Origin of the sequence: Tessaracoccus sp. (assembly GCF_016714275.1) — a bacterium.
GTDB lineage: Bacteria > Actinomycetota > Actinomycetes > Propionibacteriales > Propionibacteriaceae > Arachnia.
The window spans coordinates 1,571,964-1,585,136 of the sequence record NZ_JADJNP010000001.1; the positions used below are offsets into that span (position 1 = coordinate 1,571,964).

Here is a 13,173-nt window from a genome sequence, read left to right on the forward strand (position 1 = left end):
GCGCTCAGCCAGCGACAATCGCCTTCGAGGTCTTCGTTGTCGAGGCGTAGCCCGCTTTGGCGCCCTTCACCTTCACGGTGATCTCGGCGTCCTTGTCGGCCTTCTTCACCTCGTAGGTGGACTTCGTCGCGCCGTCGATCTTCTTGCCGTCGCGCAGCCACTGGTAGGTCATCTTTACCGCGCCCGGCCGCCACGCGCCCGCCTTCGCCTTCAGCTTCTCGCCGACCTGCGGCTCGCCGGTGATCGCGGGCGTCTTGCCCTTCACGGCGTTGCGGACGTCGTCCCCCACGTGAATGAAGCCGCTCACCTCGGAGATCTTGTACGTCCGCCACTGGTAGTTGCCGCGGTAGTTGTCCTCCGAGACGAGCACGGTGCCGGCCTTCCTGTTCACCGCCTCGACGTAGCCGACGTGTCCCGTGCTGTTGCGGAAGGCCTTCGCGCTCCACCAGACGACATCGCCGACCTTCGGGTTCTTCTTGCTGACCTTGATGCCCTTCGCCTTCGCGGCGGGACCCCAGTGCTTCGCGGTCCCCCTGCCCGGCTTCGTGATCTTCTTCACGCCCGCCTGCTGCAGACGATAGGCCACGTAGTTCGTGCAGTTGTGCCCGCCGACCATGCCCCAGTGCGACTTCCGGTACACCTTCGAGTAGCCGGAACTGCCGTAGCCGAGCTTCGAGCAGGTCGAGAACCCGACGCACTCCTTCGGCGACCTCGACAACGCCTCTGCCGGCGCGGCCAGCCCCCACAGGCCGACGACCAAGGCCGCGGAGATCAGCGCGACGAACGCTCTCAGGGTGACAGGCCGGCGGGTGCTGCTTCGCATTCGGTTCCGCTCCAGGGGTCGGGGTCAGGACTCCAGCCGACAAGAGGGGAAGCGGTCAGCCGACCTGAACGCTACCTGAAGAACTCTCAGGAATGCAAGGTCAGCCGATCAACACCGACGTCGAGGTCTTCGACACCGAGGTGTAGCCGCTCTTCTTACCCTTGACCTTCACCGTGATCTTGGCGCCTTTGTCGGCCTTGACCAGCGTGTAGGTCGACTTCGTCGCGCCGTCGATCGCCACGCCGTCGCGCCGCCACTGGTAGGTCAACGTCACCGGTGCGGGGCCCCAGGTGCCGGGCTTCGCCGTCAGCTTCTTTCCCACCTTCGCGGTGCCCGAGATCGTCGGCTTCGCGCTCGGCGCCGCCACGGCCTCGGCATCGCCGACCACCACCGGCACCGACGTGATCGCCGCGGAGGTGAACCCCTCCTTGACCCCGGTCACCCGGACGCTGATCGCGGCGTCGAGATCCTCGACGACCAACTTGTAGGTGGCGCCCGTCGCCCCGGCGATGTCGACGCCGTCGCGCAGCCACTGCAGCGCCAAGGCCGTGTCGGTCGGCGCCCAGGCGCCCGTGTCGACAGCGAGGGTCGCCAGCACCCTCGCCCGGCCGGAGACCACAGGCACCGGCGGCGAGAACCGCCCGATCTTGACCATCGCCGTCGCCGACGACGTGGTCATGACGCTGGTGTAGCCGGCCTTCGAACCGGTCACCGTCACGGTGATCTTCGCGCCGAGGTCTTCGGCGGCCAACGTGTACCTCGACGCCGTCGCGCCCGGGATGGGAACGCCATCGCGCAGCCACGTGTAGGCCAGCTTCGTCGATGCCGGCTTCCAGGCCCCCGCCGTCGCCGTCAGCTCCTGGCCCACGCGCAGGGTTCCAGAGAGGACCGGTTTCGGCGTCGCCGACAGCACGCCCGCCGCCACGGCCTTCGTGGCCGCGGAGGGCTTCGTCACCGGAAGGTAGCTGGGGCTCGTGCCGGTCACCGTCGCACTGATCTTCGCGCCGCGGTCCGAGGCCGTCAGGGTGTACGACGACGAGGTCGCCCCCGCGATCGCCTTGCCGTCCCGCAGCCAGGTGTAGACCAGCTTCACCGTCGACGGCTTCCAGGTACCCGTCTTCGCCGTCAGCTTCTTGCCGACCTGGGCGGTACCGGAGATGGTCGTCTTCGTGCTCGGCGCCGTCACCGGCTGCGCGGCGCCGACCTTTGCCGTCGACACGGAGGTCGTCGACACGGTGGTGTATCCGGCCTTCTTGCCCGTTGTCTTCACGCTGATCTTCGCGCCGCGGTCGGCTGCGGTCAGCCGGTAGCTGGCCGCGGTCGCGCCCTTGATGGACTTCCCGTCGCGTCGCCACTGGTACGACAGCTTCACGTCCGTCGGCGCCCAGGTCCCCGGCTTGGCCGTGAGCTTCCTGAGCACGTTGGCCGTTCCGGAGATCGTCGGCTTCGGCGTCGTCGAGAGCGTCCCCAGCTCGACGGCGGGCGCCGGCTCGGAGGTGATCACCGCGTCGACGTACTCGCTCTTCGCGCCCGTCACCTGCACGCTGATGCGCGCGCCGAGGTCATCGGCGGTGAGGGTGTACGACGACTTCTTGGCGGCGTTGATGGCCGCGCCGTCGCGGAACCAGGCGTAGCCGAGGGTAACGCCCGACGGCGCCCACGCGCCTGTCTTCGCCGTCAGCTTCTGCCCCACCTTCGGAGTGCCTGCGAGCGTCGGCCGCGCTGCCGGAGCGGTCACGATGTCGGCGACTGCCACGGCCTCCGTGGGCTCGGACGCGGTGGTCACGCTGGTGAACCCGTCCCTCGCTCCCGTCACCGTCACGCCGACCTGCGCGCCGAGGTCCACCTCGGACAGCACATACGACGGCGCCGTCGCGCCCTTGATCTTCTTGCCGTCGCGCAGCCACTGATACGTCAGCTCGACGCCCGACGGCGACCACGCGCCCGCGTCGGCGGTGAGGTTCTTGAGTACCTTCGCCTCGCCGACGATGGCGGGGACCGGCGTCTTCGTCAGCACTCCGACAAGCACCTTCGCGGTCGCCGCCGATGTCTTCGCGGCCGAGAGGTAGCCCTTCTTCGAGCCGGTGACCTTCACGGTGATCTTGGCGCCGAGGTCGGCCCCGGTCAGCGTGTACGACGACTTCGTCGCGCCCGCAATGGCCTTCTTGTCGCGGAGCCACTGGTACGCGAACGACACGCCGGAGTCCCAGGTGCCCGGCGCGGCCGTGAGCTTCTTGCCGACCTGGGCGGTGCCGGAGATCGTCGGCGTTCCCGCCGTCAGCGGCGTCGTCGCGGGGGGCGACTCCACGGAGGCCGACGACCCGACGTGCAGGAATCCGGTGATGTCGGAGATCTTGTAGGTGCGCCAGTTGAAGTCGCCCTGCCAGTGGTCCTCCGACACGACCACCGTGCCGGCCGAGAGGTTCACCGACTCGACGATGGCCACGTGGCCGGCCGAGCCCATGTCGTACCACCAGGCGACGTCGCCCTTGCGGGGCGAGCCGTCGACCGCGTAGCCCGCGGCCTTGGCGTGCTCGCCCCAGTACTTGGCGTTGCCGCGGCCGGGAACCGTGAACTGCGAGATGCCTCGCTGAATCAGCCGGTACGCCACGTAGTTCGTGCAGTTGTGCCCGCCGTACATGTTCCAGTGTGACTTCTTGTACACGGCGCTGTAGCCGCCGTTGCCGTACCCGCGCCCCTCGCATTGCGAGAAGCCGACACACATCTTCGTGTACCAGGTGATTGCCGAGGCAGGCAGAGTGACGCCTGCCAGTCCGATGACGAGCGCGACGGCCAGGGCCGCCGCGGCGGCACGGAAACTGGCACGACGCGTGGAAAATCCGCGCATGGAAAAACCGCTCCTTGGGGGGTAGGAACACCATCCAGCCGACAAAGATGGGGAAGCGGTCGGTCAGCCTGGGGCAGAGGTTACATGGCTCGGCCGTCCAGCGCGAACCGGGGTGCCTCAAAGGCCGGGGGGCGCGCGGCAGGAGCCTCCGCGAGAGAGGCCAACGCGAGGCCGATCGCCGTGTCGAGCTGCACGTCCGCGTCCGATTCCCAGTCGGCGGGCCCCATCTCGACGACGACGTCCGGGTCTACGCCGTGGTTCTCCAGACCGAAGCCCTGCGTGTCGAAGTAGGTCCAGTAGCGCGGCTGCGTGACCTCGGTGCCGTCGACGAGCGTGAACCGCCCGTCGATACCGACGACGCCGCCCCAGCTGCGCTCCCCCACCACGGGACCCAGCCCGAGGTTCTGGGCCGCGGCGGTCACGATGTCACCGTCGGACCCCGCGAAGCGGTTGGTCACGAACACGACCGGGCCGCGGCGCGCCTGTTGTGGATAGCTGACCGGCACGTCGTGGTGGCGCCCACCCATCCAGCCGATCACGCGGCGCATCAGCCGCTCGATCACCAGCTCGGACGTGTGCCCGCCCGCGTTGAACCGCACATCGACGACGACCGCCTCACAACGCATCGCCCTGTCGACGAGACGATGGAACTCCGCCCAGCCGGTGGCCACCATGTCGGGGACGTGGATGTAGCCGACGCGCCCGCCGGTGGCGCGCGTCACGTACTCGACCCTTCCCGCGACCCACTCGTGGTAGCGCAGCGACGTCTCCCGCGCCGTCGGCACGACGGCGACCCTGCGCTTCTGCCTGCCCCTTGCCAGCGTCAACTCGACGACCTTTTCCGCGGCACCCAGGAGCAGCGCGCCGATCGATGGCGCCCCCGTCGTCGGGTGGCCATCCACCGCGACGATCACATCACCCGGCTGTGCCGCCACCCCCGCCGCCCGCAGCGGCGACCGGGCGGAGGGGTCGGACGTCTCGCCCGGCAGCACGCGGGTGATCACGACCTCTCCCTTCGCGTTGCGCGCGTACTCGGCGCCCAGGTGCGCGACCCGCGGCGCATCGTCCCCGCCGAGCGGCGGCACCACGTAGGCGTGCGAGGTGTTGAGCTCGCCGATCGTCTCCCAGAGCACGTCGACGAGGTCGTCGTGGGTGACGAGGTCGGCGAGCAGCGGCCGATACCGCGCGACCGCGCCTGCCCAGTCGACACCGTCGAAGTCCTCGCGCCAGAAGTGGTCGCGCATCAGGCGGGCGTTCTCCTCGAACATCTGCCGCCACTCGGCGGCGGGGTCGAGTGCCCGGCGCAGGCGGCTGAGGTCGATGTTCACGCGCGCGTCGTCGTCCTCCCCCGGCGCGTGCTCGGCCGGCTGCACCCACACGTCCTCGCCGCTGCGCACGACGAGGCGCTCACCGTCGCCGGAGACGGCGGCGCCGTCGCACGAGTCGACGACGGTGGTGGTCTTGCGGGTCTTGAACGAGTAGTGCTCGACGGCGTCCTTGATCTCCCCGTCGACGCCGGCCCGGGCGGCGCCCAGCTCGCCGAACGCGCGCAGCGTGATCCAGGCGACGCCCTCCTTGGTGGCCTGCAAGGCGGTGTAGCGACCGGAAGGCACCGCGAACGGCACCATGCGGTCCTCAAAGCCCGCAACGTCGAGCTCAACTCCCGGCTCGGGCTCGGCCGGGGTCTGCGCGTCACCGGCGGCGGGCTTGTCGTCGCCCGTCCCGTCCTTCTCGTCCTTGTCCTCGGGATCGCTCAGCGGCCAGCCGTCGGCCGTCGGGCCGAACGGGGCGGGCTCGAGCGCGCTCAGCGGCGCGAGCCACGGGCGGATCGTGTTGGTGAAGGAGAGGTCGAAGCCCAGCTCGTCGTACGACGGGTCGATCGTGCGGCTGGAGAGGAAGCACACGTACTTTCCGTCGCGGGTGAACACGGGCGAGAAGTCGTTGAACTGACCCCTCGTCAGGGTGAACGCGCGTTCTTCCTTGAGGTCGTAGCCGACAAGCTGCCCCAGCAGGCCCTCGTTGCCGACGCCATTGCGCCACACCGCGTAGCGGCCGTCGGGCGACCAGGCGAAGCCGGTGGGCTCACCGACCGTCGAGCGCCCGATCCGCTTCACAGAGCCACGTGCCACGTCGACGAGCGACACGGTGCCGTCGTGGCTGCCGACGACGACCTTCGCGCCCGTGGGACTCGGCTCCAGGGTGAGGACCCGCCCGAGCCTGCCCGTCGCGATGCGGCGCGGCTTCGCGTCACCGTCGATCTGGCGGACCTCCAGGCAGTCCTCGCCGTCGACGTCGCTGACCCACACGCCTCGCCCCGTCCGGTCGAGGAAGTGGGGCTCGCGCACGCGGACGCCGGGGGTGTCTGCCAACGCGCGCGCCGGACCGCCACGATGGGTGAGCAGGTAGGCGGCCCCGCGCCATTCGACGAGCGAGGCGTCGCCGCCGTGATCCGGGGCGATGGCGTCGAGCCGATCCGTGGGCGCCACCTGCACGGGACGCGGGCGGCCGACGGCGGTGCTCAGCTCGATCGGCCGCGGCTCGGCGTCGAGGCCCGCGAGGTGGAACAACCGCCCGCGGGCGTGGTAGACGACGCCCGTCCCGTCGCCAGCGGCATCACGGACGTAGCCGTCGTCGACGGTGTGGGCGGTGTGCCGGCGCAGGTCATGCCCCGACGAGTTCACGGACCAGACCTGGGCCTGAACGTCCGGGCCGTCGCCGAGGTCGGAGGTGAAGACCAGCCGCTCCCCCACCCAGGTGGGCCAGAACAGGCCGGCGCGCACATCCGCCAGCACGCGCCGCCAGTCGCCCGAGCCGTCCGTGGACACGTGCAGTTGCGCCGCCATCCCGCCGCGGTACCGCTTCCATCCCGATGGGTCACGGAAGTTCGCCGACGCAACAGCCACGCGGCCCTTACGGCTGACCGCCCCCGACGTCGCGGCTCCCCAGGGCAGGCGCTCCAGGCGGCCGTCGAGGGACAGCGAGTACAAACGCGCGTCCATCCGGTGCACCGCCTGGTGGTCCGAGCACAGGAGGACGTGCTCGTCGTCGAGCCACCCCGACACCAGCATGCGACCTGCGCTCAGCCAAGTGAGTCTGCGGGTGCCGCCGTCCAGCTCGACGACGTACGCGTCCCAGCCGCCCTCCGTCGTCGAGGTGAACGCGACGCGGGCGCCATCGGGCGAGAATCGTGGGTTGCGCGGGGTGGCCTCCCCCAGCGTGATCCGCGACGCGCGACCGCCCGCGAGGGGGCCAAGCCAGAGGTCGTCGTCGGCGACGAACACCACGTTGTCACGGTGAAGATGGGGGTAGCGGGAGTAGACCATGAGGGCGAGGATACCGCCCCGCACCGACGACGATTTCGGCCCAGATCCGCCCGGGCCGACCCGCTCAGGCAGACAGGTTGCGGCGGCGTGCCAGCTTGGCGCGCGGCACCAGGATCGGCTCCTCCTCGCCGTCGACGGCCGCCTTCGTCACGATCACCTGCGCGATGTCCTCCTCAGACGGGACGTCGAACATCACGTCGAGCAGAAGCTCCTCCAGGATGGCCCGGAGCCCGCGGGCGCCGGTGCCGCGGCTCAGCGCCTTGTCGGCGATGGCCTCGATGGCCTCGTCCTCGAAGTCGAGCTGGACGCCGTCGAGGTCGAAGAGCTTCTGGAACTGACGCGTCAACGCGTTGCGGGGCTCGATGAGGATGCGGGTGAGCGCCTCACGGTCGAGCGGCTCGACGGTAGTCATCATCGGCAGGCGGCCGATGAACTCCGGGATGAGGCCGAAGCTGTGCAGGTCCTCGGGACGGACGAGCGAGAACGGGTCGGCGTCCGGGCGGCGGGCGTCCGCGGACGCGTTGAACCCGAGCGGGCGCTTGCCGACCCGCTGGTTGATGATCGTCTCGAGGCCGGCGAAGGCGCCGCCGACGATGAACAGCACCTTCGTGGTGTCGATCTGCAGGAAGTCCTGATGCGGGTGCTTGCGGCCACCCTGCGGCGGCACGGACGCGACGGTGCCCTCGAGGATCTTCAACAGAGCCTGCTGCACGCCTTCGCCCGACACGTCGCGCGTGATCGACGGGTTCTCCGACTTGCGGGCCACCTTGTCGATCTCGTCGATGTAGATGATGCCCGTCTCGGCCTTCGCGATGTCGAAGTCGGCGGCCTGGATGAGCTTCAGGAGGATGTTCTCGACGTCCTCGCCGACGTAGCCCGCCTCCGTGAGCGCCGTCGCATCCGCCATCGCGAACGGCACGTTGAGCATGCGGGCGAGCGTCTGGGCGAGATAGGTCTTACCGCAGCCCGTCGGGCCGATCAGCAGGATGTTCGACTTGCCGACCTCGACGTCGTCGTGCTCGCCGCGGCGTCCCTGCGGGGCCTGCATGGCCTGGATGCGCTTGTAGTGGTTGTAGACCGCGACCGAGAGGGTCTTCTTCGCCCTGTCCTGGCCGATCACGTAGGAGTCGAGGAAGTCGCGGATCTCGCGCGGCTTGGGAAGCTCGTCGTCGAGCACCGACTCCGTCGATGCCGGGAACTCCTCCTCGATGATCTCGTTGCAGAGGCCGATGCACTCGTCGCAGATGTAGACGCCAGGGCCTGCGATCAGCTTCTTGACCTGCTTCTGGCTCTTGCCACAGAAGTTGCACTTGAAGAGTTCGCTGGACTCGCCGATGTGTGCCACGCCTACCCCCTTCGGTTCGATTCGATCTGACCCTTTTTGCCACCCTACCCCGGTGGTGCCGCGCTGGCCGGGCGAGACACACCCGGCCAGCGCGCCGTCGGCTTAGGACAGGTCCTTCAGCGAGGGAAGGATGTCATCGACGATGCCGTACTCCTTGGCCTCGGTCGCCGTGAGGTACTTGTCACGCTCGATGTCGCGGCTGACCTTCGCCACGTCCTGGCCGGTGTCAGAGGCCAGCATCTCCTCCATGAGAGAGCGGATGCGCAGGATCTCCTTGGCCTGGATCTCCAGGTCCGAGGACTGACCGTAGCCGCCCTCGGTGGCCGGCTGGTGGATCAGGATGCGCGAATTCGGCAGCGCGAGCCGCTTGCCCTTCGTGCCCGCCGCGAGGATCACCGCAGCGGCCGACGCGGCCTGCCCGAGGCACACCGTCTGGATGTCGGGCTTGATGTAGCGCATCGTGTCGTAAATCGCCGTCAGCGCGGTGAACGAGCCGCCGGGCGAGTTGATGTAGATCGAGATCTGCCGCTCGGGGTCCATCGACTGCAGGCACAGCAGCTGCGCCATGACGGCGTTGGCGACGTCGTCGTTAATGGGGGTGCCGAGGAAGATGATGCGGTCCTCGAACAGCTTGGTGTACGGGTCAACACGGCGCACGCCGTAGCTGGTGCGCTCCTCCCACTGGGGGATGTAGTAGTTCATTTCGGGGCCCTTCGGCGCGATGCCCTGCGGCATGAAGTTGGTCGTCATCACTGGTTCGGAGCCTCCGAGGTGATCTGCGAGGCGCGCTCGTAGACGTGGTCGATGAAGCCGTACTCGAGGGCCTGCTCCGCGGTGAACCAGCGGTCGCGGTCCGAGTCGGCCTCGATCTGCTCGACGGTCTGGCCGGTGTGCTTCGCGATGAGCGCGGCCATCGTGCGCTTGATGTGCAGGGACTGCTCGGCCTGGATCCGGATGTCGGAGGCCGTGCCGCCGAGACCACCGGACGGCTGGTGCATCATGATGCGGCTGTGCGGGAGCGCGAACCGCTTGCCGGGGGTGCCCGCGGAGAGCAGGAACTGCCCCATAGAGGCCGCGAGGCCCATGGCGACGGTGGCGACGTCGTTGCTGATCCACTGCATGGTGTCGAAGATCGCCATGCCGGAGTCTACCGAGCCGCCGGGTGAGTTGATGTAGAGGTAGATGTCCTTGTGCGGGTCCTCGGCGTTCAGCAGGAGCATCTGCGCGCAGATCGCGTTGGCGTTCTCGTCGCGCACCTCCGAACCGAGGAAGATGATCCGGTTGGCCAGCAATGCCTGGTAGACGTTGTCCGTCATCCCGAGGCCGCCACCGGGGCCCGCCATACGGGGGTCGTCGATTCGAGTCTGAGTCACCCCGCTAACTTACCGGCAATTCGCAACCTCCCAAGCGCGGCGCCGCGATGTTCACTGAGAACGGAAGGCGGTGTCCCGCGGCAGTGCGGGAGCCGCCCGGAAAACGCGGATCGCCGCCGACCCCGGTTGGGGTCGACGGCGATCCGTCAATCGGCTCAATGAGCGGGAGTTGTCACTCGGCGTCGGAGCGGATGATCTCGACGGCGGGAGCCTCGTCCTCGGTCTCGTCCTCCGCCTCGTCGGACGCGAGCGCGGTCTCGACGACGTTGCCGTCGGCGTCGGTCACGGAGGCGACCGCGACGATCTCGGCGAGCGCCTTGCTGCGGCGGATCTCCTGCATCCAGTCGGCCATGTGGCCGTGCTCCATCATGTGGTTGATCTCGTCCTGCGGCGAGGTGCGGTTCTGCTGCGCCTTGCGGAAGATCAGCTCCGTCAGCTCCTGCTGCGAAACGTCGACCTGCTTCTCGTCGGCGAAGACGTCCAGCACGACCTGGGCCTTGAGGGCCTGCTCCGCGCGCTGGTCGATGGTCGCCCAGAAGGCGTCCTCGTCCTCGGCCTCTTCGTCCTCGGCCTGCTCGAGGTACTGCTCGACGGTGAGGCCGCCGTTGGCGAGCTGGCGACGCACCTCCTCGCGGCGCGCCTCCTGCTCGTTCTTCAGGACGCCCTCGGGCAGGTCGAACGGGGTCGCCTCGAGGACGGCCTCCAGGACCTTGTCGCGCGCGTCGGCGAGCTGCTCGGCCTTCGCCTGCTGCTCGACGCCCTTGCGGAGGTCGGCCAGCATGTCGTCGACGGAGTCGAACTCGGAGATGAGCTGGGCGAAGTCGTCGTCGACCTCGGGCAGCTCCTGCTCCGAGACGGTGTTGACGGTGACGGTGATCTCGGCCTCCTGGCCGCGGAACTGGCCGCCGACCAGCGAAGAGGTGAACGTGGCGGACTCCCCGGCCGTGAGGCCGGTGACCGCGTCGTCGAGGCCCTCGAGCATGTTCTCCTGGCCGACCTTGTAGGTGATGCCCTCTGCGGTGGCCTCGGGCAGCGGCTCGCCGTTCTGCGAGGCGACGAGGTCGATGCTCAGGACGTCGCCATCCTGGGCGGCGCGGTCCACCTCGGTGGTGGTGGCGAAGCGCTCACGCAGGATGTCGAGGCGCTCCTGCACCATGCCGTCGAGGTCCTCGACGTTGTCGACGGTGGCGGTGACGGTCGCGAAGTCCGGCAGCGTGATCTCGGGACGGACATCGACCTCGGCGATGAACTCGACGAGCTCCTTGTCCTCCAGCTTGGTGACCTCGATCTCGGGCTGCGCCATCGGCACGGCCTTCGCCTCGCTGATCGCGGCGTTGTACGCCGGCGGGATCGCGTCGTTGATCGCCTCCTGCAGCACGACACCGCGGCCGAACCGCTGGTCGATCACCGCCGCAGGCACCTTGCCCTTGCGGAAACCGGGGATGTTGACCTGCTCGGCGATGTCCTTGTAGGCCTTGTCGAGGTGGGGCTTGAGATCGGTGAACGGGATCTCGACGGTGAGCTTGACCCGCGTCGGGCTCAGCTTCTCTGCGGTGCTAGGCACGAATGGACTCCTGAAAGACGAAAGATTGCCGCCGGACACTCTACCGGCACACGCGCGGCCCACCAATCGGGAGGTGGATGGTCGGGGCGACAGGACTCGAACCTGCGGTCTCCTGCTCCCAAAGCAGGCGCGCTAGCCACTACGCTACGCCCCGTGGAGCCGGGGTAGACCCCAGCTAGAGCGGATGACGGGAATCGAACCCGCGTAGCTAGTTTGGAAGACTAGGGCTCTACCATTGAGCTACATCCGCAGAACCGCGGGAGACTCTACCAGAGACCACCGCTTACTCGTCGACGCCGACGGCGCGGCCTCAGCACCCCGCTCCTGGCAGCCACGCTCCGACACGGAGGCTCTGGTAGCGTCGCGGGGCGATGGCACAGAGTATCTTCATCGACTTCGACGGCACCCTCGCCGAACACGGCGAGGTCCCGCCTGCCCACCTGGCGGCGTTGGCCGATGCCCGACGGGCCGGCCACCTCGTCTTCCTCTGCACCGGTCGCCCCAAGGCCTTCGTGCCGAACCGGTACCTGCACGGCGTCTTCGACGGCATCGTCTGCGCCGCGGGCGGCTACGTCGAGATCGACGGCCAGGTGTTGGCTGACATTCGCTTCCCGCAGGAGCTCGCGGCCAGGACGGCGGCGGTGCTCGTGGAGCACGACGCGATGTTCACTCTCGAGGCGCCCGACCGCTCCCTCACCTCGCCCTCATCGGCCGACCGGCTCCGCGCATTCCTCGCCCGCATCAGAGTCAAAGGAAACGAGGACGTCCCAGACATCGAGGCGCGCACCGACCTCGACACCTGCTCCTTCAGCAAGGTCTCCGTCATGGACTCGCCCGTCCTCGTCGACGAGCTCGCCCGTCGCATCGGCCCCGAGATCGGCGCCCTCCCCAGCTCGATCACCGGCTTGAGCGGGCACGCGGGTGAGTTGTACCTGAAGGGTGTCGACAAGTCTGTGGGCATCGCGACGGTAGAGCGGCACCTCGGGCTCGACAGGGCGGACATCGTCGCGATCGGCGATGGCATGAACGACCTCGAGATGCTCGGGTACGCCGGCACGGGCATCGCGGTCGCCGGAGCGCCTGACGTGGTGCTCGCTGCGGCCCAGCGCGTTATCCCCGGGCCTGCGGAGGCGGGCGTCGCGCACTGTTTCGCGGAACTCGGCCTCATCTCCTGAGCTCCCGCGATGCGAAGACCTACTCGTCGGACGGGACGGCGCTGCTCAGGCGACGGCGGGAGCCGTCGAGATGCTCGTCCAAAGCTTCGACGAAGCGGTCGACATCGCCCTCCTTCGCCAGGTCCAGCAGTAGCTTGTGATCCTGGTACGACGGCGTCAGGTCGGCGTCCTGCGCGTTGGTGATCTCCAACAGAGTCGCGAAGGTCGGCTCATACTGCTGCCAGAGCGCCAACAGGCGAGAGTTGCCGGAGGCGCGGTAGAACTCGGTGTGGAAGGCGAGGTCGGCGACGGCGAACGCGGCTTCGTCGCGCACCTCGGCGCAGCGTCGCATCCGGTCGAGGTTCCGCTCGGCACCGCTCCAGTCCGCCTCACTGCCCCGCGCGATCGCCAGCCGACCCGCCAGCCGCTCTGCGGCGGCACGCACCTCGTACAACTCCGCGACATCATGCTGGGTGAAAGCCTTGACATAGAAGCCGCGCCGTCGCGACTCCAGCAGCCCCTCCGCCAGCAACATGCGGAACGCGTCGCGCACCGGGCCACGACTGACGCCGTGGTCGGCCGCCAGGGTGTCCTCCACGAGGTGGGTGCCGGGCTGCAGTTGCCCCCGGACCACCCGTGCGCGCAGCAGCCGCGCCAGCTGCTCACCCAGCGCCACCGAACGGATCTGCATCGAGCTCATCGGACCCACTCCCTCTCGTTTCGGTAACAAATCTTGCCGAACT

The 13,173-nt window shown here is 68.7% G+C and carries 9 protein-coding genes and 2 tRNA genes; 1 reads left to right on the forward strand and 10 read right to left on the reverse strand.

Annotation, left to right across the window (positions count from 1 at the left end):
• Positions 1-4 precede the first annotated feature (4 nt).
• From IPJ61_RS07285 to IPJ61_RS07325, 9 genes are all read right to left on the reverse strand, one after another.
• Positions 5-823 carry a CHAP domain-containing protein gene (locus tag IPJ61_RS07285; protein WP_297104781.1) on the reverse strand — a complete coding sequence of 273 codons (819 nt, stop codon included), beginning with the start codon at positions 821-823 and terminating at the stop codon, positions 5-7.
• 100 nt (positions 824-923) lie between these two features.
• Positions 924-3,671, reverse strand: a complete 2,748-nt coding sequence (locus tag IPJ61_RS07290; RefSeq protein ID WP_297104784.1) for a CHAP domain-containing protein — start codon at positions 3,669-3,671, stop codon at positions 924-926.
• Between the two features lie 80 nt (positions 3,672-3,751).
• Entirely contained in the window at positions 3,752-6,994 is a 3,243-nt protein-coding gene (locus IPJ61_RS07295) for a S41 family peptidase (protein WP_297104788.1), read from the reverse strand.
• A 64-nt stretch (positions 6,995-7,058) separates the two neighbouring features.
• Positions 7,059-8,339, reverse strand: coding sequence for an ATP-dependent Clp protease ATP-binding subunit ClpX (clpX, locus tag IPJ61_RS07300; RefSeq protein ID WP_297104791.1), 1,281 nt, complete (start codon positions 8,337-8,339; stop codon positions 7,059-7,061).
• 102 nt (positions 8,340-8,441) lie between these two features.
• The gene (locus IPJ61_RS07305; RefSeq protein WP_297104794.1) at positions 8,442-9,089 is read right to left on the reverse strand and encodes an ATP-dependent Clp protease proteolytic subunit; all 648 of its coding nucleotides are present in this window, start codon (positions 9,087-9,089) and stop codon (positions 8,442-8,444) included.
• The gene (locus IPJ61_RS07310) at positions 9,089-9,682 is read right to left on the reverse strand and encodes an ATP-dependent Clp protease proteolytic subunit (protein WP_297105604.1); all 594 of its coding nucleotides are present in this window, start codon (positions 9,680-9,682) and stop codon (positions 9,089-9,091) included. Before IPJ61_RS07310 ends, IPJ61_RS07305 begins: the two co-directional genes overlap by 1 nt.
• Positions 9,683-9,884: 202 nt before the next feature.
• Positions 9,885-11,276, reverse strand: a complete 1,392-nt coding sequence (tig, locus tag IPJ61_RS07315) for a trigger factor (protein ID WP_366505347.1) — start codon at positions 11,274-11,276, stop codon at positions 9,885-9,887.
• Between the two features lie 78 nt (positions 11,277-11,354).
• Positions 11,355-11,430: transfer RNA gene (locus tag IPJ61_RS07320), tRNA-Pro, on the reverse strand.
• Positions 11,431-11,455: 25 nt separating this feature from the next.
• Positions 11,456-11,526 (reverse strand) — tRNA-Gly (locus IPJ61_RS07325).
• A 121-nt stretch (positions 11,527-11,647) separates the two neighbouring features.
• On the opposite strand from IPJ61_RS07325, the gene IPJ61_RS07330 reads away from it, so the two are divergent.
• The gene (locus IPJ61_RS07330; protein WP_297104797.1) at positions 11,648-12,451 is read left to right on the forward strand and encodes an HAD hydrolase family protein; all 804 of its coding nucleotides are present in this window, start codon (positions 11,648-11,650) and stop codon (positions 12,449-12,451) included.
• A 19-nt stretch (positions 12,452-12,470) separates the two neighbouring features.
• Here the strand turns inward: IPJ61_RS07330 and IPJ61_RS07335 are convergent, their stop codons facing one another.
• Positions 12,471-13,130 (reverse strand): GntR family transcriptional regulator, encoded by a 660-nt coding sequence (locus IPJ61_RS07335; protein WP_297104800.1) that lies wholly within the window; start codon positions 13,128-13,130, stop codon positions 12,471-12,473.
• Positions 13,131-13,173: the final 43 nt, after the last annotated feature.

Bases quoted from the DNA above. Each gene is read 5' to 3' on its own strand.
- IPJ61_RS07285 (WP_297104781.1), bottom strand. From the start codon at position 823: ATGCGAAGCAGCACCCGCCGGCCTGTCACCCTGAGAGCGTTCGTCGCG.
- IPJ61_RS07330 (WP_297104797.1), top strand. From the start codon at position 11,648: ATGGCACAGAGTATCTTCATCGACTTCGACGGCACCCTCGCCGAACAC.
- IPJ61_RS07305 (WP_297104794.1), bottom strand. From the start codon at position 9,089: ATGACGACCAACTTCATGCCGCAGGGCATCGCGCCGAAGGGCCCCGAA.
- IPJ61_RS07290 (WP_297104784.1), bottom strand. From the start codon at position 3,671: ATGCGCGGATTTTCCACGCGTCGTGCCAGTTTCCGTGCCGCCGCGGCG.
- IPJ61_RS07310 (WP_297105604.1), bottom strand. From the start codon at position 9,682: ATGGCGGGCCCCGGTGGCGGCCTCGGGATGACGGACAACGTCTACCAG.
- IPJ61_RS07335 (WP_297104800.1), bottom strand. From the start codon at position 13,130: ATGAGCTCGATGCAGATCCGTTCGGTGGCGCTGGGTGAGCAGCTGGCG.
- IPJ61_RS07295 (WP_297104788.1), bottom strand. From the start codon at position 6,994: ATGGTCTACTCCCGCTACCCCCATCTTCACCGTGACAACGTGGTGTTC.